The sequence below is a fragment of the Pantoea sp. alder81 genome (assembly GCF_020179835.1).
Classification (GTDB): domain Bacteria; phylum Pseudomonadota; class Gammaproteobacteria; order Enterobacterales; family Enterobacteriaceae; genus Pantoea.
This window is the reverse complement of sequence record NZ_JAIUDA010000007.1, coordinates 204,719-225,122: the sequence shown is the minus strand read 5'-3', so window position 1 is coordinate 225,122 and position 20,404 is coordinate 204,719. Positions and strand designations below refer to the sequence as shown.

Annotated in this window: 19 protein-coding genes and 1 other annotated feature; of the genes, 8 read left to right on the top strand and 11 right to left on the bottom strand. The window is 55.7% G+C overall.

Going from position 1 to position 20,404, the window contains the following annotated elements:
• Positions 1-386 precede the first annotated feature (386 nt).
• The 6 genes from LBW88_RS19115 (at position 387) to LBW88_RS19090 (ending at position 6,830) form a co-directional block, all read left to right on the top strand.
• Entirely contained in the window at positions 387-1,085 is a 699-nt protein-coding gene (locus tag LBW88_RS19115) for a FadR/GntR family transcriptional regulator (protein WP_224933657.1), read from the top strand.
• A complete protein-coding gene (locus LBW88_RS19110; protein ID WP_224933658.1) occupies positions 1,082-1,957 on the top strand; it encodes a 2-dehydro-3-deoxygalactonokinase in 876 nt (291 codons plus the stop codon). The genes LBW88_RS19115 and LBW88_RS19110 overlap by 4 nt, the downstream gene beginning before the upstream one ends.
• Positions 1,941-2,558, top strand: a complete 618-nt coding sequence (locus tag LBW88_RS19105; RefSeq protein WP_224933659.1) for a 2-dehydro-3-deoxy-6-phosphogalactonate aldolase — start codon at positions 1,941-1,943, stop codon at positions 2,556-2,558. Before LBW88_RS19110 ends, LBW88_RS19105 begins: the two co-directional genes overlap by 17 nt.
• Positions 2,555-3,703: a galactonate dehydratase gene (dgoD, locus tag LBW88_RS19100; protein ID WP_084932873.1), complete on the top strand. Its 1,149-nt coding sequence runs from the start codon at positions 2,555-2,557 to the stop codon at positions 3,701-3,703. Before LBW88_RS19105 ends, dgoD begins: the two co-directional genes overlap by 4 nt.
• A 344-nt stretch (positions 3,704-4,047) precedes the next feature.
• Positions 4,048-5,340, top strand: coding sequence for an MFS transporter (locus LBW88_RS19095; RefSeq protein WP_200573994.1), 1,293 nt, complete (start codon positions 4,048-4,050; stop codon positions 5,338-5,340).
• 227 nt (positions 5,341-5,567) lie between these two features.
• The gene (locus LBW88_RS19090) at positions 5,568-6,830 is read left to right on the top strand and encodes a DUF3748 domain-containing protein (protein ID WP_224933660.1); all 1,263 of its coding nucleotides are present in this window, start codon (positions 5,568-5,570) and stop codon (positions 6,828-6,830) included.
• Here the strand turns inward: LBW88_RS19090 and LBW88_RS19085 are convergent.
• Positions 6,808-7,155 (bottom strand): YceK/YidQ family lipoprotein, encoded by a 348-nt coding sequence (locus LBW88_RS19085; protein ID WP_167141026.1) that lies wholly within the window; start codon positions 7,153-7,155, stop codon positions 6,808-6,810. The genes LBW88_RS19090 and LBW88_RS19085 overlap by 23 nt on opposite strands.
• A 212-nt stretch (positions 7,156-7,367) precedes the next feature.
• Positions 7,368-7,439, top strand: a sequence feature (ROSE (Repression Of Heat Shock gene Expression) occurs in the 5'-region of heat shock genes and acts as an RNA thermometer to modulate expression.).
• On the opposite strand from LBW88_RS19085, the gene ibpA reads away from it, so the two are divergent.
• A complete protein-coding gene (ibpA, locus tag LBW88_RS19080; RefSeq protein WP_100701655.1) occupies positions 7,433-7,849 on the top strand; it encodes a small heat shock chaperone IbpA in 417 nt (138 codons plus the stop codon). Its footprint overlaps the feature before it by 7 nt.
• Positions 7,850-7,905: 56 nt before the next feature.
• Here the strand turns inward: ibpA and LBW88_RS19075 are convergent, their stop codons facing one another.
• Genes LBW88_RS19075 through LBW88_RS19050 form a run of 6 tightly spaced genes read right to left on the bottom strand, consistent with a single transcriptional unit; the run spans position 7,906 to position 13,628 of the window.
• A complete protein-coding gene (locus LBW88_RS19075) occupies positions 7,906-8,811 on the bottom strand; it encodes an EamA family transporter (RefSeq protein WP_224933661.1) in 906 nt (301 codons plus the stop codon).
• A gap of 23 nt (positions 8,812-8,834) precedes the next feature.
• The gene (locus LBW88_RS19070; protein ID WP_224933662.1) at positions 8,835-9,335 is read right to left on the bottom strand and encodes a YbaK/EbsC family protein; all 501 of its coding nucleotides are present in this window, start codon (positions 9,333-9,335) and stop codon (positions 8,835-8,837) included.
• A 27-nt stretch (positions 9,336-9,362) separates the two neighbouring features.
• On the bottom strand, positions 9,363-10,163 hold the full coding sequence (locus tag LBW88_RS19065; RefSeq protein WP_224933663.1) for a 2OG-Fe(II) oxygenase: 801 nt from the start codon (positions 10,161-10,163) through the stop codon (positions 9,363-9,365).
• Positions 10,164-10,168: 5 nt separating this feature from the next.
• On the bottom strand, positions 10,169-10,879 hold the full coding sequence (locus LBW88_RS19060; protein WP_224933664.1) for a class II glutamine amidotransferase: 711 nt from the start codon (positions 10,877-10,879) through the stop codon (positions 10,169-10,171).
• Positions 10,867-12,144 (bottom strand): ATP-grasp domain-containing protein, encoded by a 1,278-nt coding sequence (locus LBW88_RS19055; protein ID WP_224933665.1) that lies wholly within the window; start codon positions 12,142-12,144, stop codon positions 10,867-10,869. Before LBW88_RS19055 ends, LBW88_RS19060 begins: the two co-directional genes overlap by 13 nt.
• Before the next feature lie 17 nt (positions 12,145-12,161).
• Positions 12,162-13,628, bottom strand: coding sequence for a hypothetical protein (locus LBW88_RS19050; protein WP_224933666.1), 1,467 nt, complete (start codon positions 13,626-13,628; stop codon positions 12,162-12,164).
• Positions 13,629-13,810: 182 nt separating this feature from the next.
• On the opposite strand from LBW88_RS19050, the gene LBW88_RS19045 reads away from it, so the two are divergent.
• The gene (locus LBW88_RS19045) at positions 13,811-15,262 is read left to right on the top strand and encodes a PLP-dependent aminotransferase family protein (protein WP_224933667.1); all 1,452 of its coding nucleotides are present in this window, start codon (positions 13,811-13,813) and stop codon (positions 15,260-15,262) included.
• Positions 15,263-15,670: 408 nt separating this feature from the next.
• Here the strand turns inward: LBW88_RS19045 and LBW88_RS19040 are convergent, their stop codons facing one another.
• From LBW88_RS19040 to LBW88_RS19025, 4 genes are all read right to left on the bottom strand, one after another.
• Positions 15,671-16,912 (bottom strand): valine--pyruvate transaminase, encoded by a 1,242-nt coding sequence (locus LBW88_RS19040; RefSeq protein WP_224933668.1) that lies wholly within the window; start codon positions 16,910-16,912, stop codon positions 15,671-15,673.
• 82 nt (positions 16,913-16,994) lie between these two features.
• The gene (gene ghrB, locus LBW88_RS19035) at positions 16,995-17,969 is read right to left on the bottom strand and encodes a glyoxylate/hydroxypyruvate reductase GhrB (protein WP_224933669.1); all 975 of its coding nucleotides are present in this window, start codon (positions 17,967-17,969) and stop codon (positions 16,995-16,997) included.
• Between the two features lie 67 nt (positions 17,970-18,036).
• Positions 18,037-19,317, bottom strand: coding sequence for an MFS transporter (locus LBW88_RS19030; protein ID WP_224933670.1), 1,281 nt, complete (start codon positions 19,315-19,317; stop codon positions 18,037-18,039).
• Between the two features lie 141 nt (positions 19,318-19,458).
• Positions 19,459-20,400, bottom strand: coding sequence for a sugar kinase (locus LBW88_RS19025; protein WP_224933671.1), 942 nt, complete (start codon positions 20,398-20,400; stop codon positions 19,459-19,461).
• Positions 20,401-20,404: the final 4 nt, after the last annotated feature.

Below are 20,404 nucleotides of genomic sequence, written 5' to 3'. Positions count from 1 at the left end.
GTTGTTATCAATGGCGACACTACCCATGAGCGTTCCAGTTTCCGTTAGCTGTGCATTGATACACCCTAAATGATGGCCCACCGAACGATCAATCCAGTTCCGTCGGTTGCGCGCTGATCCAACGCAAATAATGACCCAACGAACGGCCCCCCAGTTTCTGCCGGATGCGCACTGATACGTCACACATCCTGCCCCAACCCATGACCCGTTCGATTTCGTCTGGTGCGCATTCCCGCGCATCTGGATTGTCTATTATGTGATCCAGATTGTAGTACAACTTATATCATTAGTACTACAATCGGCGTCATGACGTGAGGTGTCTGTTAGTTTTCACGCGTCGAAAGCAGTAATCTGATGGGCTACCGTCTTTCACTGAATGGAACATCATGACGCAAGAACAATTAAGTAAAACCGAGCGCATCATTCTGACGCTGGGTGAAGAAATTGTCGCAGGGAAGTATGTGCCGGGCGCCGCGTTGCCAGCCGAAGCGGAGTTGTGTGAGCGTTTTAGCACCTCGCGCAACATCATCCGCGAAGTGTTTCGCTCGCTAATGGCAAAGCGGCTGATGGAGATGAAGCGCTATCGTGGCGCCTTTGTCACCCCGCGCAATCAGTGGAATTACCTCGATAGCGACGTATTGCAGTGGGCACTGGCGCACGATCAGGACCCCAGGTTGATTGCCGCCATGAGTGAAGTACGCGTGCTGGTGGAACCACAGATTGCACGCTGGTCGGCGGAACGTGCGACCTCAAACGATTTGGCGACGATTGAGCAAGCCTATAACGACATGGTTGCTCATCAGCTGGATCGTGAGGCCTTTAACGAGGCAGATATCCGCTACCACGAAGCGGTGCTGGCCTCGGTGCACAATCCGGTATTGCAGCAGCTTAATGTGGCAATCAGCCAGTTACAGAAAGCGGTGTTTGCGAAAACCTATATGGCGGATTCCGGCAACATGCCGCGCACCTTAGCCGAACACAAAGCGCTATTTGATGCCATTCGTCATCAGGATGGCGATGCAGCGGAGCAGGCGGCTAAAGCGATGATCGCCAGTTCCACCGCCCGACTTAAGGAGATTATGTGACCAGCTATATCGCGATTGATTGGGGTTCAACCAATCTGCGTGCCTGGCATTATCAGCAGGGCAACTGCGTTGATGAGCGCCGGTCAGAAGCGGGCGTCACGCGTCTTGGCGGACGTACGCCCGCAGAGGTATTTGCCAGTATCACCGACGGCTGGCCGGTAAATGACGTGCCGGTGGTGATGGCGGGTATGGTCGGCAGCAATGCAGGCTGGCTTTCGGTGCCTTATCTGGCCTGTCCGGTGGCGCTAAACCAACTCAGCAGCCGTCTAACGCGCGTCGACGATAAAGCATGGATCGTGCCGGGATTAAGCGTCGAACGTGCTGACAATTACAACGTAATGCGCGGTGAAGAGACACAGTTGCTGGGTGCCTTAGCACTGCAACCTGCAACGCAGTATGTAATGCCCGGCACGCATGCTAAGTGGGTGCAGGTAGAGCAGCAGCGTGTGCAGGATTTCCGCACGGTGATGACGGGCGAATTGCATCATCTGCTGCTGAAACAGTCATTGATTGGTGCCGGTTTGCCAGAGCAGGAAGAGCATTCCGCCGCTTTCCATGAAGGCTTAGCGGTCGGCAGTCAGGATGCATCGATCCTTTCCCGGCTGTTCGAAGTGCGTGCTTCCCACGTCCTGGGTGCACGCGATCGCCGCCATATCAGCGATTTTTTATCTGGCCTGTTGATTGGTCATGAAGTGGCGCTAATGACGCAACACACGAATCGCAGCCAACCGATCATCATTATTGCCGGGAACGCGCTGGCGCAGCGTTATCAGCAGGCACTGCAATTTATCGGTGTGGATTCAGTCACATTGGAAGGCGATCGCGCGTTCCAGCATGGAATAAGGAGTATTGCAGATGACCTGGCAAACTAAATTACCGTTGATCGCCATCCTGCGTGGCATCACGCCAGACGAAGCGGAAGCGCACGTTGGTGCACTGATCGAAGCGGGTTTTGACGCCATTGAGATCCCGCTGAATTCTCCTGAATGGGCCAAAAGCATTGGTGCAATGGTGCAGACTTTCGGCGATAAAGCGCTAATTGGAGCGGGTACCGTGCTGAATCCGGCGCAGGTCGATGAACTGGCCACGCTGAACAGCAAGCTGGTGGTGACGCCGAACACCGATGCAGCAGTGATTCGCCAGGCTGTGGCTAAAGGCATGACGGTTGCGGCCGGTTGTGCCACCGCCACCGAAGCGTTCACCGCCCTGCAGGCAGGCGCTCAGGCGCTGAAAATCTTCCCATCCTCGGCATTTGGCCCCGGCTACATCAAAGCATTGAAAGCTGTGTTGCCACCCGACGTGCCGGTATTTGCGGTGGGCGGCGTGACGCCGGAAAACCTGCATGAATTTATGGCCGCAGGCTGCATTGGCGCGGGCTTGGGCAGCGATCTCTATCGCGCCGGCCAGCCGCTGTCGCGCACTGTGGAGAAAGCTCGCGCATTTATTGCTGCTTATAAGGACGCTGTACGATGAAAATTACCAAACTGACCACTTATCGCCTGCCGCCGCGCTGGATGTTCCTGAAAATCGAAACCGACGAAGGTATTGTCGGCTGGGGCGAACCGGTGATAGAAGGGCGTGCGCGCAGCGTCGAAGCGGCCGTGCATGAGCTGTCGGAATACCTGATTGGTCAGGACCCGGCACGCATCAACGACCTGTGGCAGGTGATGTATCGCGGTGGATTCTATCGCGGTGGTCCGATTCTGATGAGCGCCATCGCGGGTATCGATCAGGCACTGTGGGATATCAAAGGCAAAGCGCTGGGCGTGCCGGTGTATCAACTGCTTGGCGGTCTGGTGCGTGACAGCATCAAGGCTTACAGCTGGGTGGGCGGCGATCGTCCGGAAGAAGTCGTCGACGGCATCAAGAAACTGCGCAAGATTGGCTTCGACACCTTCAAGCTGAATGGCTGCGAAGAGATGGGCATCATTGATAATGCACGCAAAGTGGATGCGGCAGTGAACACCGTGGCACAGATTCGCGAAGCGTTTGGCAAAGAGATTGAGTTCGGCCTCGATTTCCACGGCCGCGTCAGTGCGCCAATGGCGAAAGTGCTGATTAAAGAGCTGGAGCCGTATCGCCCGCTGTTCATTGAAGAGCCAGTGCTGGCGGAGCAGGCGGAATACTATCCGCGTCTGGCAGCTCAAACCCATATCCCTATCGCGGCAGGCGAACGCATGTTCTCACGTTTTGAGTTCAAACGCGTGCTGGAAGCGGGTGGCCTGGCGATACTGCAACCGGATCTTTCGCATGCGGGTGGTATCACCGAGTGCTACAAAATTGCCGCTATGGCAGAGTCTTACGATGTGGCGCTGGCACCGCACTGTCCGCTCGGCCCGATTGCTTTGGCTGCCTGTCTCCACGTCGATTTCGTCTCTCGCAATGCCGTGTTCCAGGAGCAGAGCATGGGGATTCACTATAATCAGGGCGCTGAACTGCTGGATTACGTCATCAATAAAGATGATTTCAAAATGGATGATGGTCACTTCTATCCGCTGAATAAACCGGGACTCGGCGTGGAAATTAACGAAGAGCTGGTGATTGAAAGAAGTAAAAATGCACCGGACTGGCGCAATCCATTATGGCGTTTCCCAGACGGATCGGTCGCTGAATGGTAATACCCGTCATACTTCAAATTGCAGATGCGTGGGCTGCGCTCAGTCACCCCAGTCACTTATTTGAGTAAGCGCCTGAGGGATTCATACCCTTGCCGGGTGGTTCGGCCTGTGACCTCACCCTTTGGGTCAGCGCAAGCGCTGTTCAAAAGCGTCATCTGACGCTGTTGTCCTGCACTACGAATTATTGAAGGTATAAGAATTTATAAAATCTTTTAGATAAAGGTATGCCGGTGAAATAAGGCATAGGGCCTCGCTCAGCCTTTTTCCGGCACGCAAACTTTACCGCCTGCGCGGTTTTTATATTCGAAAACGTTATCCCTACACGACTTTTACGGAGAAACACCATGGATCTCTCTGCTGTTCAGGCCAAACCAACACGGCGTCGTTATATCACGCTGCTGATGATCTTTATTACGGTGGTGATTTGCTACGTCGATCGCGCCAATTTAGCGGTGGCATCTGCCCATATTCAGGAAGAGTTTGGTATCAGCAAAGCGGAAATGGGATATGTCTTCTCCGCTTTTGCCTGGTTATATACGCTGTGCCAGATCCCGGGCGGTTGGTTCCTTGACCGCGTTGGTTCCCGCCTGACCTATTTTATTGCCATCTTCGGCTGGTCGGTCGCCACCTTATTCCAGGGCTTTGCCACAGGATTACTCTCGCTGATTGGTCTGCGTGCCATCACCGGCATATTTGAAGCGCCCGCGTTCCCAACCAACAATCGTCTGGTGACCAGCTGGTTCCCGGAAAGTGAACGCGCCTCTGCGGTTGGGTTTTACACTTCCGGTCAGTTTGTGGGGCTCGCATTCCTGACGCCGCTGCTGATCTGGATTCAGGAGTTGTTGAGCTGGCACTGGGTATTCATCATCACCGGCGCTATCGGTATTGTCTGGTCGCTGGTGTGGATCAAGTTCTATCAGGCGCCGAATCAGAGCAAAGGCATTAACCAGGCTGAGCTGGACTACATCCGTGAAGGTGGCGCGATGGTGGAGGGTGATGCACCCGCCGCGAAAAAAACGCGCACCAAACTCACCGCTGCCGACTGGAAACTGGTGTTCCATCGCAAGCTGTGCGGCGTGTATCTCGGTCAGTTCGCGGTGACATCTACGCTGTGGTTCTTCCTGACCTGGTTCCCTAACTATCTGACGCAGGAAAAACACATCTCTGCGTTGACGGCGGGCTTTATGACCACCGTGCCGTTCCTCGCCGCCTTTGTCGGGGTGATCCTTTCCGGCATTGTAGCGGACCGTCTGGTGCGCAGCGGTCGCTCACTGGGGTTTGCCCGTAAAACTCCGATTATCTGCGGATTGCTGATCTCCACCTGCATTATGGGCGCTAACTACACCAACGATCCGGTGTGGATTATGACGCTGATGGCCATCGCGTTCTTCGGCAACGGCTTCGCCTCGATTACCTGGTCGCTGGTGTCGTCGCTGGCTCCGGTTCGCCTGATCGGTTTAACCGGTGGGATGTTCAACTTTATTGGGGGATTAGGCGGCATCACAGTACCGCTGGTGGTGGGCTATCTGGCGCAGGATTACGGCTTCGCCCCCGCGCTGGTGTATATCTCCGCAGTGGCGTTGGTCGGCGCGCTCTCCTATATCCTGCTGGTCGGGGATGTGAAGCGGGTTGGTTGATCGATAACGCGCGATAAATCGCGCCGCTACAACGCTCTACGATGCGTAGCGGCGCCATTTATTGCGCGATCTGTTCACGATTTATCGCGCAATCTGCCATCTATGCGTTACGTCATCGATTCATATTGAATTGCGCCAACCGTTCGCAATTTATTGCGCCACGCATGCTGCACCTCCCTCCATAATCGCGTAGTTTGTTCGGCAACTGTTGGATGTAAGGTTGCCCCATGTCAGAAAAACAACTCACCTTTGCAGAGCGTCAGCATCAGCTCACCAATATCAACGTCTGGACCGCAGACAGCCAGTGGCTGGCGTTTGATGTGCGTCCCTCCGGCGCGTCATTTACCAGCTTGACCATCGAACGCGTCAACGTGGCGAGCGGTGCAGTCGAGGTGTTATATCAGGCTCGCGAGGGTGCACATGTCGGCGTGGTGACGGTGAGCCCGGACATGCCGCCGCGCTATGTGTGTATCCATGGCCCGGAGCATCCGGATGCGCACTGGCATTACGATTTTCATCATCGTCGTGGCGTCATCGTGCAACAGGGCAATGCGGAAAACCTCGACGCCTGCGACATCACTGCACCTTATACGCCCGGTGCATTGCGCGGCGGCTCGCATGTCCATGTGTTCAGCCCAGACGGATCGCGCCTCAGCTTTACCTATAACGACCATGTGATGCATGAAAAAGATGCGTGTGAGGATCTGCGCAATGTCGGCGTGGCCGTGCCGCTGCACCCGGTGTGTCCGCCGAAACAGCATCCACGGGAATATGATGGCAGCCATTACTGCGTGCTGGTGAGTCAGACCACGCGCGATCCGCAGCCGGGCAGCGATCAGATTGACCGCGCTTATGAAGAGGGCTGGGTTGGCGAGCGTGGGTATCGAAAACCCGATGGCAGCTGGCAACGTTGGGCGCTGGCGTTTATCGGCGATACGCGTACTGCCAACGGCGATAAAGTACCGGAAGTGTTTGTGGTGGATTTGCCCGAGGCGCTAAGCGATTACGCCAAACCTGGCGCAACTCCCTTGCAGGGCACGGTGGATAAACTGCCTGCGCCGCCTGCCGGTGTGCAGCAGCGCCGCATCACCCACAGCAAAGGACTAGCTTTGCAGCCACGTCACTGGTTGCGCGCATCGCCGGACGGCAGTGCCATCGCCTTCCTGATGAAGGACGATGATGATGTCGTACAGCTGTGGAGTGTCTCGCCCAACGGTGGTGAAGCGCGTCAAATCACGCAGCTCAGTAGCAGCATTCAGTCTGCATTCAGCTGGCAGCCGTCAGGCGAGGCAATCGCGTTTATTTGCGATAACAGCGTGATGCGCTGTGAGGTAGCGACCAGGCACTGCACACGCTTAACCAAACGCAGCGGCCAGCCGCCTTCCGGTGATGCGGTAGTGTGGTCACCGGACGGCAAACAGATCGCATATATGCGGGAAATTGAGGGCTGGCGTCAGCTGTTCTGCGTCAGTGCGACGTCGAAGGCATAGCAGCGGCAGTCGCCAGGCTGGCATCGGTGCCAGCCATTTTTTCACTCTGCAGCACACGGTCATGCGCCGAATTATTGTCAGAACGAAAGTAATCCCACGGCAACAGAATCGTATCTAACACCGCAGAAAACGGCAGATCGATGGCCGCCAGTGGCTTGATCGCCCAACTGGTATTATCGTCGGCAATCATATCCGCGCTGGCGCGTGTGCCGGGATAATAACCCTGGCTGGCGCCGGTGTGAGTCATGACGCTGGAGCAACCCGAAGTAGTCAAGACGCCACAGACCAGCAGGCCGGTGAGCGGAAAGCTTTTCATCATTTTCATTTCATCATCCCTACAGCCATCACCTCTGGCTGGAGTGTGTCTCCTGCAGCAGCAAAGCTCTGTGGCGATGTCGTGCTATGCAGGCGAAGAATTCCTGAGTGTATGCTATTTCGTCAAAATTGCTGCAAAAAAATACGTACTGCCCTTGAAAGCGATCAAAGCGCACCCACTTTTACCTCTGGGTAGCGTTGCTGTTGCCGACAGGGACAGCAGCGGGCCACACAACCTGTCCATGGTGGAAGGTTGCCAAAACTTGCTGATTTTCAGGAGTCTTTTTATGCGTAACTTTGATCTCACTCCGCTTTATCGTTCTGCTATTGGTTTCGACCGTCTGTTTAGCTTGCTTGAGTCCAATCAGAACCAGGCCAATGGTGGCTATCCTCCTTACAATGTCGAGCTGGTGGATGAAAACCACTATCGCATCACCATTGCCGTGGCGGGCTTTGCCCAGAGCGAGTTAGATATCACCTCACACGACAACGTGCTGGTTATTCGCGGCGCGCATCCGGAAGAGCAACCGGAGCGCAAATACCTGTATCAGGGTATCGCCGAGCGTAATTTTGAGCGCAAATTCCAGCTGGCGGATCATATCGTGGTGCGCGATGCGCGTCTCGAACTGGGCCTGCTGAGCATCGATCTGGAACGTATCGTTCCAGAAGAGGCGAAACCGCGCCGGATTGAAATCCTGAATTAAGGATGTTGTGTAGAGAAGAAAACGCCGCAGAAATGCGGCGTTTTTGTTTCTGCAGATCAAGTGCGCACCCATAATCGCTGGCTCACCATCCCACCAAACACGTTCACCAGCAGGCCAAGAATAATCACTGACGCACCGAGGATCTCCTGTGATGACAAGGTTTCTCCCAACACCAGCGCGGCACTGAGAATACCCACCACCGGCACCAGCAGTGAAAGAGGCGCCACACGCCAGGTCTCATAACGACCGAGAAGATTGCCCCAAATGGCGTAGCCGACAATGGTGGCAACAAACGCGAGATAAATCAGTGCAAGTATGGTCTGCAACGAGATATTCAGCAGGCTGGTGACGATTGCCGCTTCGCCATCAAACCACCACGAGCAGGCAAAAAAGGGCACCACCGGCACCAGCGCACTCCACACCACCAGCGACATCACCGGCACCTTACGATTACGCAAAATGATTTTGTTGGTGATATTGCCCAGTCCCCAGGACAGCGCGGCCGCCAGCGTCAGCATCATGGTGGTCAGCGTAATCCCTGCCGTGGTTTGCCCCTCCATGCCGGCGGTTGCCAGCATAAACATGCCCAGTGTCGCCACTAAAATCCCGGCGATGTGGTTCCAGCGCAATTTCTCCGCCAGTAACAGTGCACCCAACAGCAGCGTAAAGAATGCCTGTGCCTGCAACACCAGTGAGGCCAGCCCCGCAGGCATGCCGAGTTTAATCGCCAGAAACAGAAAGGCGAACTGGCCAAAGCTGATGGTCATGCCGTACACGATCAGCCAGCGCAGGGGGATCTGCGGCCGCTTCACAAAGAAGATCGCCGGGAACGCCACTAACGCAAAACGCAATCCCGCCAGCAGAAACGGCGGCATATCGTGCAGGCCCAGTTTGATCACCACGAAATTCACGCCCCACGCCACCACCACGCACAGGGCTAACATCATATCTTTTACTGACATACTCGTTCCTTACTGCAGCCGTTTCAGGCAGTCGCCGTCATCGGAGTGGCAATATCTGCACAACAGTCATCGCCGACAACACCAAAGAAATCATCCACATTCAGCGCCACGGAACGCTCCAGCGCACCGGCGTTAAACCATAATGTGCCGACATCACGCAGGCGCGTATCGACGCGCAGCGCCAGTCGGTCATCAAAACTAAAGGGCGGCACCGCGCCCATCACACACTGCGTCAGCTCCTGTGCTTTCTCTGGCGCGGCAAAGCTCGACTTCTTGCCACCAATGGCGCGCGCGGCGCTTTTGAAGTTGATCTTGCAGTCGCCCGGCACAATCGCCAGCAGGTAACGCGCGTCGGCACCGTCCGGCATGGTCACTTCCAGCACCATCGCTTTGGCCGCCTGATTAAGATCGTTGCCGCGAATGCCACTGATCACATCGGTCTGACCGATGGCCTCATGCTCCACCACGCGATAGTCTGCGTGGTGTTGATCCAGCAGGGCGGTGATTTTTTCGTAGGTATTCATGTCCATCTCCTCGTCGAAGGCCCGGCGTTAACTCCAGGCTATGGCGTGCTTCATTTTTTTGTCGGTCAGGCCAAAGAAAAAGCCCATGGTGATGCGCGTGTCGCCTTCCACGCGATCAATCTCGTGATAAAAAGCAGGATTAAACAGATAGATATCGCCGCTGCGAGGAGAGAACTCACACGCCTCGCTTTGCTCAATCACACCGGTCTGATAGCCGAGTTCACCCGGCGTTTTGAAGCGTTCATCCACCGGATGCCACTTCTTATTGAAAATGCGCAGCTCGCCACCCGCATTACACTCCTGCAGACAGACCACACAGCTCAGCTGATGCAGAATGTTGGTGACGGCCAAACCACTGCCCGCTGCATCGCGCATGATGTTGTCGTTATGCAGTGGGTTGGCCACGCCATTGGCATGGAAGCGGACTATCGAACCGGCGTAATCACCCAGCGCAGGCTCGCTGGCGGTTTGCAGACTCTCCAGACGTAATGAGTGCTTCACCCAGTTGTAAACCTGGTCACGCAGACAGTGCAGTGACGGCGGCAGCGCAGGCTGAATGTCGCGCAGCTCGGTGAAGTAGTTTTCTGGTGCGGCGGTGTGTTTAGCCAGATAGGGGCCCAGCGTGGTCAGCGCACCATTCGGATAACGCGATACACGCACTTGTTCGCGACACTGTTGCAGATCGTCCACCACCGCTTCGCGGACTTGTGGCGTGAGGAAGTTGCGCAGTACCAGCAACGGTACGCGCGCTGTCACGATGTCATCCAGCCAGGTGCTTTCAACAAACATCTTTGGATGGATAACGCGTATCTGATTGAAAATGGCCATGTTGATCACTCCCCCAATGGAAATTCATAAAGTTCATGGTTGCTCATGCGACGCCAGTCAGACGCCGTGCCCAATGCAGTAATAGGTTCAGAAGAGATAAAAGTGGTGTGGCTGTTTTGATAATGGTGCAGCGTAAAATAGTCAGGATAAGGGGTGTCATCGGGATGCCACTGCCACGCCCAGGCCTTATCGCGCGTGACGAAAATGGCATTGGCCGCGCTGCCGCCGGGTGCCACCCGCGCCATCTTGCTGCGCAGGTAGTCACGGGTAAAATCGGCAGGCGTCGCCTGATCAACGATGTATTCCAGGTATTCGGCGGAGTCAAAGCGCGATTCCGCCATGCCCAGTTGGGCATAAACCGTAGGTAAAAAGCCGTTGTGCATCATGTACCACTGCGTCGCGCCGCTGGTGCGCCACAGCGGATGAGAAAACTCAATGCCATGATTTTTGCTCAGCGTGGCGTGGCGCACATGTACCGCCAGAAAACGGCTATGACGCAGTGCATCAACATCAATGCCGGGCAGCGCATCAGCAAAGGTGCCGGTGCCATGCAGGGTGCGAATCTTTCCCTGATCCAGCCACAAACAGCCCCAGCCATTCGGGTGCTGTTTGATCGGGCCGTCATGCGTCGCGGTTTCGCCGCAGCTCATGGCGCGTGCGGCGTCCAGTACCGCTGCCGCATCAAACTGGCCATATGCCAGAATCATTCTGCACATAGAAGATCTCTCCGGGTGGCTAAAGACGGAACGTCGAGAATCTGCTGGAACACCGCCAGCACATCGTCACGGCTGTCTGCGGCAAGACGGAAGGTAGCGAGAATACCGGCATGGCGGGTGAGATCGGCGTAGAGCGAGGATCGTGGCGAAACGGCCAGCGCGGGCAGATTAAGCGGTGGCAATAGCTGGCCGCGCTGATGTTGGGCAATCCAGCGTTCCGCCGCGTCATATTGCAGACGCTGACGCAGACGCAGACGGCCAATGGCCAGGGGTTGATCCGGAAAGCGCAGTGCAGGCAAACCCCGCCCGGCTTCAATCTGAAACGCTACGTCCGCCCAGTTAATGCTGGTGACTTCCTCGACCAGGTTCACCACGCCCATGCCCGATAAGCGGAAGCCCATTTCAAGGAAGTGGGGTTCGCCGTTCACCATAATGAAATCGATATGGAAGGCGCCCTGGCGATAGCCAAAAGTCTCGCAGCAAAAGCTCATCAAGCTGGCAAAGGCAGCAGGCAGCTGTTGCGCGGCCATCGCCACATGGCCGGATTCGTAAAAGCTGATACAGCCTTCTTCATCAATGTGGTGTTCGATCACCTTCTGACAGCAGGTGAGCGCCACCGCGTGACCGTTATCCACTACGCCTTGCAGTGAATATTCGTCGCCCGGCAACCAGCTTTCAACGATAAAGCCGCTGAAGCCGCGTCCGCCGTAGTTCATGGTCTCGACCAGCTTAGCGATGACCGCATCCAGCTGGCTGGCTTCTTCCACCAGCCAGATGCCCAATCCGCCACCGCCATCCACCGGTTTGATCACGCAGGGATACAGCAAGGCATCTCGTGCGTCACGAATACTCAGCGGTGAGGCGAAGAAGCGAAACTCCGGCTGTGGGAAGCGTGGCCAGGCTTTACGCAGGGCCATGCGCTGTGCGTACTTATCCGGCGGAATAAAGCTCGGGCCGGCATCCGGCCCCGCCAGCAGTTCGCGCACGCGACCGGCGCTGGCGTTGTAGGCTTCAAAGCCCGCCAGCACCACCTGAGGATGTTCCAACAGCCCCGCGCGCAGGCAGGCTTGTAACACATCCCACGGATTTTCCGGGCGATCGAGACGCACAATCAGATCGAACGGCAGCTGAATGCTCAAGCTTTGATAGTCGACAAAGTCGCCCATCTCCGCCAGCACGGTAAAATAGCCTTCGCGTTTTGCCACCGCGCAGTACGGGTTTTGTCCGTCACGCGTGGCGCCAATCTGCAGGAAAATCTTTCTCATCGCGTTGCCTTACCGGGTTATCGCCCGGAGATCACTTCAGTGACGATGTCTTGCAAGGCACCGTTGTTGACCTGAATCACTGCTTTGTGCGGATCGAAACGCAGCACGCGTGAGAGCGCATCGCCGCGCGTGCCGTCCAGCAGTGAATTGACCTGAGCGCTGCGCCAGCATTGCCGCATCTGCGCAATCGTCAGGCCGGAGAGTTGCTCCAGCTGCTGTGCCAGCAGCAGGTCATCGCTATCGCCGCGCAGCAGCGCCCGAACCGCCTGTTCATCGGGCGCCTGATTGAGCTGCCGCAGCCAGACATTGAGCTGGTGGCCTTCAGCAATAAACGGCGAGTAGATCATGCACACCAGCTGGGTTTCGTTGAGGCCAAACGCCTGTTCGGCAAACTGCGCTGCGCGCTGGCGAGCACGTTCAATCGCCGCATCGTCCTGATAACGCGCCGCCATTTCCGCAATCAGCTGCGGTGGGAAATCTTTCTTCTCCATCAGGCCGAGCGCAAAGCGCACATACTCGCGAATGCCTTCGGCGTAGCTACGCTGCATCAGCGTCTCCGCTCGCAGACCGCGAATATGTGCCATTAACGTCGGGTTACCGCAGTCCGATTCAGAGAAGCTGAACATCAGCTCATCGAAGCGGAAGTGCATGAACTCGGTGAGTAGCGACCAGTGCGCACCGGCTTCATAGGCGGTGTCCTGATAAATGTTGAAGAACAGCGGGTCGCGCTCAAGCTGCCAGGTGATGCGGTGCGCTTGAGTGACTTGATCGGCACCATAAATATCAGCGAAATAGCGTTCTGCCACGCCATCAAGGGTTTGCAGAAAGCCGCTAAAGCCGCGTGATTTGTCGGCGATCGGCGCATCAAACAGGCGTGAAAGATGGCGCGCCCAGGCCAGGTAAGCGGTTTGCTCCTGAGGGGAATCACCGGTGATGATCACATCCACGCCGCCTTCGTAGTGCGCGGCAAGGCCAAACGAGTTCACCATGCTGAGATTGCAGGCGTTACAGAAAGTGGATCGCGCATCGGCACGGAAGCGATGGCCATTCATCAGCACATCGTTGCGATTCTGCTGACGCACGCTGTCGGGCATCGGCAGATGGCGCGCAAAGTGGCGAATTTGCAGGCCATCGGTCACCAGGCATTCGGTAAAATCATCATCGTGGATCTGCAACGCGCGGTACACGCGATCAATATTCTCCATCACGCTGTCGTTCATCGCCGCATGACGGTTGGTGCTGATGCGTAGCTGAAAGGTGCTGCCCTGCTGCTGCCAAATCAGCCCCTGAATGTAGCGCACATACGCCACCATATAGCTGCTGTCTTTCCCGCCGCCATAGGCGAGCAGCACGCGATTGTTAGCGGGGTTTTCGCTATCGGGCAGGGCGGCAAGTAAGCGTTGAGAACAGCGTTGAGCAGAATCGATAATCGCGGGCGTCAGATAACCTTCAATTTCTCTCATCATGGTGGACAGATTATTCATTTTTCACTTCATCCTTTGGCTAATAAAATCGCCGTTACCGTGCTGGCGGCAACGGGCAGGAAAAGGGGCCACGAAGTTGCAACGGAATGAATGTCTGAGGCTGAATTAACAGATGCAGCCTAAAGTACTTTGAATGTAATCTGATGGATACGCACAGATCAGCACGATATAGGGTGGAACAGATGACGGATGGAACGGGTGAACAGGAGAGTCAGAGTAGTCGTTACCGTCAGATTGCAGAGCAGATAAAGCAGGCGATTCACAGCGGATCGCTGCCGCCCGATAGCCGTTTGCCGTCGGTGCGTACACTGGCAACGCAGTACAGTGTCAGCATGACCACCGCGCTGAAAACATTACGCACGCTGGAGGATGAGCACTATGCGGTGGCGCGTCCCAAGTCCGGCTTTTTTGTCGCACCACGTCAGATTCCCAAAGTGCTGCCTGCAGCCATTAACAGCGAGCAGCCGCGCGACGTGGCACCACTGGATGAGCAAACCGAGCTGCATCTGGCGATGCTGGGATCTGATTGTCGTGTGCGGCTGGACCTGGCCAATGGCGACATCTCGCTCTATCCGGTCAAGAAAATTGGATTGCTGATGCGGCAGATGGGGTACAGCAAACCCGCGCTGCTCGGTAACACGGTGAAAGGCACCGGCTATGCGCCGCTCAAAGCCGAAATTGCGCGCCGCGCGGTGGATTATGGCTGCAATATCAACGCTGATGACATCCTGATCACTAACGGCTGCATCGAGGCCATTTCACTTGCGCTGCGCGCCACCACGCGCCCTGGCGATATTGTGGCCGTAGAGTCGCCGTGCTATTTCGTACTGTTACAGATGCTGCACAATCTCAATCTGCGCGTGATTGAAGTGGAAGCCGGGCCGGAAGGTTACGTTAACGTCAGCAAACTCACCGCGCTATTTCAGCGCAAAGCGGTGCAGGCGTATCTCACCATCAACAACATCAATAATCCGCTCGGGAAAAGCATTCCCAACGAACAGAAGGCTTATATTGCGCGCCAGGCCGATGAGAATGATGTGGTGATCATTGAGGACGACATCTTTGGTGATACGGCGTTTGGCGATCGCCGCCCATTCCCGATGCGCGCCTTTAGCCCGAATGCCATTTTGTGCAGCGGCTTCTCAAAAACGGTGGCACCCGGTATCCGCATTGGCTGGGTACACAGCAGCAACTACATGCGCAAAATCGCCTCACTGAAATACACCACCAGCATGGGCACCTCGGTGCTGTCACAGGCAGCAATTGCCGAACTGCTGCGCAGCGGCGGCTACGATGCGCACCTGCGCAAACTGCGCCGTGAGTTGAAGAATCAGATCCACCATATGCGCCAGGCGGTGCTGCGTTATTTCCCTGCGGGCACGCGCGTGTCAGATCCGGAAGGTGGTTACGTGTTGTGGGTGGAAATGCCGATGCAGGCGTTGAACGTGCGTGCGCTTTTTCTTAAAGCACGCAACGCGGGCATCGGCATCGCGCCCGGCCACATCTTCGCCACCGATCATCGCTACGATCACTGTTTCCGACTGAACGCCGGTTTTGGCTGGAATGCCGAAGTGGAGGAGGCGATCAAACAGCTGGCAGAGTGGTGCCAATTATCGCTGGTGGCGGATAAATAGAGATTATTTGGAAGTAGTTCACAAATTTAAATAAACATCGGCTGCTGTGTTTATTATTCTCTACCAGTTAATGGAATCACTAATTTATTCTTGTTTCACATGGTTTATATTTCAGGCCAACGTATAGATGACAAGGATTAGTGATGAAAGTTTTGGGGTGGGATTATCCTAAGCGCAAACTCGTTATAGATATATTGTGGTGCATTACTTTTGTTCTGCTTTCTGGAGAGTCTTTACCTTTTAGCCCAATAAATACGCCGGGTTTTCTGGGGATGATAACCTGGATATTTATGTTGATGGGGATTTACAGTTTTTATTCAAATCTGTTCCGATTTTACGACTGGTACAATAATAAATAATGCATCAACGCCTCTCGATCTTATTCGAGAGGCGTATTAAAAGATCGGTTTAGCCAATCTTCTCCAACTCTTCCGCCAGAATCTGTACCGCGCGTTCAATCTTTTCCGCATCCGGCACATAGTTCATGCGCATGCACTGATGCGTATGCGGCCATTCCTGTTCCAGACCTGGGAAGAAGAAGTGGCCCGGCACCATCAGCACGCCGCGCGCTTTCAGGCGCTGATACAACGCTTCGGTGCTGATCGGCAGATCGCGGAACCACAGCCAGAGGAAAATTGCCCCTTCGGGTTTGTGGATCAGGCAGCGATCTTCCGGCAGATAACGGCGCAGAATGGCAATCGTCTCGCTCACTTTGGCCTGATAGAAAGGCTTAATCACCTCTTCCGACAGACGCAGCAAATCGCCGCGCACAATCATCTCTGTGGCAATCGCCGGGCCGATGCTGCCTGGCGCTAAACTGATAATCCCGTTCATGTTACCAATCGCGCTAATTGTGCTCTCATCGGCGACGATAATGCCGCAACGTGCACCCGGCAGGCCGAGTTTCGACAGACTCATGCACAGAATGGTATTTGGGTTCCACAATGGGCGGGCTTCGCTGAAGATAATGCCGGGGAAGGGCACACCGTAGGCGTTGTCGATCAGTAATGGCACGCCGTGCTGCTGTGCCAGCGCATCCAGCTGCATCAGCTCGTCATCGGTGATCACGTTTCCGGTTGGGTTGGTCGGGCGCGACACGCAAATCAGGCCCACGTCCTCATTCAGCGGCAGATGGTCAAAATCGACGTGATATTTGAACTGGCCCTCTGGCAGCAGCTCAATATTCGGCCTGGCGGAAACAAACAGATCTTCTTCCAGTCCGGCATCGGCATAACCGAGATATTCCGGCGCCAGCGGGAACAACACGCGCTTTTTACTGCCGTCGGCACGACGGCCAGCAAACAGGTTGAACAAATAGAAAAACGCGCTCTGGCTGCCGTTGGTCAGCGCAATATTTTGCGCGGTAATCGGCCAGCCCAGCTCTTCACGCAGCATTTTCGCCAGCGCATCCAGCAGCAGCGTTTTGCCACGCGGACCATCGTAGTTGCACAGCGCTTCGCTCAGTTTGCCGTCCTGATGCATCTGCAGCAGCAGCTGATTGAAATAGTCATTGATGGCCGGGATCTGCGCCGGATTACCGCCGCCGAGCATAATGGTGCCAGGCGTGCGCAGGCCTTCACCCATGTCTTCCATCAGACGTGAGATGCCGGAATGTTGAGTAAATTTGTCGCCGAACTGAGAAAAGGACATAGGAAGTTAAAACATTGTAATCGGGAATGGGCAACCACCATAGCGCCCGCCACGGGCAGGCGCAATGGCTAAAGCAGCAAGCTTAGACCTGGATTTGCGGGTTAACGCAGTTTTTCTCAACTTTGCCGCTCAGCGCAGCAATCAGATTATCCACCGCATCACGCGCCATGCCGTAGCGCGTTTCATGGGTGGCAGAACCGATGTGCGGCAGCGCCACCACGTTCGGCAGCTTGAGCAACTCCGCATCGGCGGGCACCGGTTCAACTTCAAACACGTCCAGACCGGCAGCGTGAATCGTGCCGTCCTTCAAAGCCGCGGTCAGCGCTTGCTCATCGACCACCGGACCACGACCCGCATTAATCAGGATGGCGCTAGGCTTCATCATCTTGAGCTGTGCTGCGCCAATCATATGATGCGTCTGCTCAGTCAATGGCAGGCTGATACAGACAAAATCACTCTCTTTCAGCAGCGTTTCAAGGTCACAGGCACGCGCACCGAAGCGGGTTTCCGCCTCTTCATGCTGACGGCGTGCGTTGTAGAGAATATTCATGCCGAAGCCAAAGTGCGCACGCTGTGCCAGCGCCAGACCAATACGGCCCATCCCGAGAATACCCAATGTTTTGTGATGCACATCCACGCCATACCGCTCTGGCCCGATGCTCTTCTTCCATTCACCGGCTTTAACCCATTTATCCAACTCGGTGACGCGACGTGCAGTGCTCAGCACCAGAGACATCATGGTATCGGCCACGGTTTCGGTCAGAACGGTTGGGGTGTGCATCAGCAATACGTTGCGCTGATTCAGTGCTTCAACATCGAAATTGTCATAGCCCACGGAAACGGTGGAGCAGGCGCGCAGTGCAGGCATCTTTGCCAGCAGATCACCATTTACCTTGCCGCCTGACCCCAGCAAACCCTGTGCTTCTGCAAACTGTGCGGCATGTTGTTGCACGGTTTCGGGGGAGACGTCATGCACTTCGGTCACGGTAAAATGGGCATCAAGTTTAGCGCGCAGATCGTCTGGCAGGCTCTTATAAAGAATCACAGCAGGTTTCATCATTTGCTCCCTGTAGAACGTGTGACGGGCGACCTGAGCCGCCCCGAAAAAGTCATTTTTTACGCTTTCAGGCGTGCCTCGCCCCATGAATCGGTGATGTCTTATTCTCTGCAGGCTTGACGATTAACGTCAGCCACACCGACACCAGCAGCGCGGCACCCATAAAGATGTAAGAGGCGGCAGGACTGCCGGTTGCGCCATTAAGATAGCCTACAATCCACGATCCGATGAAGGAACCGAGTGCGCCCATGCTGTTAATCAGCGCCATGGCACCGCCGGCAACATTGCGTGGCAGCATTTCAGTAATCAGGGCGAAGAACGGGCCGTAGGGGGCGTACATCGCGCCACCGGCAATCACCAGCAGGGCATACGACAGCCAGAAGTGGCTGGAGCCGACCAAATATGAACCGATGAACGCCAGCGCCCCAATCAGCAGCAGCGGCCAAACAAACAGCTTACGGTTTTGCTTTTTGTCAGATGCCCACGACACCACGATCATCGCAATGGTCGCCACCAGATAAGGCACCGCAGACAGCCAACCCGCTTCCACCATGCCCATCTGCGTGCCGTTACGCAAAATTGAAGGCAGCCACAGCACGAAACCGTACACGCCAATACTCCAGGCGAAATATTGCATACAGAGAATGATCACGTTGCGATTGCGGAAAGCTTCGCCATAGTTGCGTACCGCTTTGATGCCTTCCTGCTCTTTCTGCAACTGTGCCTGCAGAGCGGCTTTCTCTTCGTCACTCATCCATTTGGCCTGTGCCGGTTTATCCTGCACCAGGAACCACCAGGCCACGGCCCAGATCACCGCCGGGATGCCTTCGAAGATAAACATTTCACGCCAGCCGAAGGCGTTAATCAGATAGCCGGAAACCACCGACATCCACAGTACCGTGACCGGATTACCGAGGATCAGGAAGGTGTTGGCGCGCGAACGCTCCGACTTAGTGAACCAGTTGCTGATGTAAATCAGCATCGCGGGCATGACCGCCGCTTCTACCACACCGAGCACAAAACGAATCGCCGCCAGCATCGGGATATTGCTCACCACGCCGGTTAACGAGGCGCAGCCGCCCCACAAAATCAGACACCAGAAGATCAGCTTCTTCACGCTGCGGCGTTCGGCATACACCGCGCCCGGGATCTGGAAGAAGAAATAGCCAAGGAAGAACAGGGCACCCAGCAGCGATGACATGCCTTTGGTGATGCCGAGATCGTCATTAATCCCTGCGGCAGAGGCGAAGCTAAAGTTCGCCCGGTCCAGATACGCCAGACTGTAGGTGATAAACACGATGGGCATGATAAACCACCAGCGTTTTGGCGCGATTGTCTGCGATTTCATGGGTGACTCCTCTGTTTTGAGGCGGGCACATTCAATGGATGCGCCTCGAAATAATCGGGTTGTGTAGAGACAGACCTGTTAATCAGGAACGCATAAATGCGGACCCTTCCTGCAGCATCGCCAATGAAGGCAACCGCTTAATTAAAAATCGCCCAGCGCTGCGCGCGTCGGCAACCCTTCACTGTCGCCCGCGACCTGAATCGCCAGCGAACCAATTTTGTTACCGCGCAAAATCGCCTGCGGCAGCGATTTGCCTTCCAGCAGTGCGCTGATCAGGCCCACGGCAAAACCATCCCCCGCGCCCACGGTATCCACCACGTTGTCGACAAGAATCGGGGCGACATTGCCCTTTTCACCGTCGGCGGTTTTATACCAGGCTTCGTCGCAGCCGGTTTTGATCACCACCGCTCGCACGCCTTTATCCAGATAGAAATCAGCGATGGCTTCCGGCTGGCGATAACCGGTGAGAATCAAACCCTCTTTCTCACCCGGCAGCACCCAATCTGCGTACTCTGCCAGCAGATTCAGCTGCTTACGCATCTCCGCCTCGCTGCGCCACAGAACCGGGCGCAGGTTGGGATCGAAGGAGATGGTTTTGCCGCGTGAACGCATCTCTTTCGCGGCGTGCTTGGTCAATTCCAGCGAGCTGTCGGAGAGGGCGGCAGCCACGCCACTCAAATGCAGATGGCGCGCATTGCCGAAGTAATCGGCGTCGAAATCGTCTGGCGAGAGATGGCTGGCGGCGGAGCCGGCGCGGAAATATTCCACTTCCGGATCGGAACCGTCATCGACGCGCGACTTGAGCTGAAATCCGGTGCGATAGCGGGAATCAGTGGTCACGCAGTGGTGATCGACGTTCTCTTTCGCCAGCTGTTGCAGCGTGAAACGACCAAAACTGTCATCGCCAACGCGGCTGACCCAACCCACCTGCAAACCGAGGCGCGCCAGGCCGATCGCCACATTCAGTTCGGCACCGGCAATACGTTTGACGAAGCCTTCTGCGGCGGCGAGATCCCCGCTTTGCTGGGCGATAAACATCGCCATCGCTTCGCCAATGGTGACCACATCCAGTTGCTTCATCATCAAC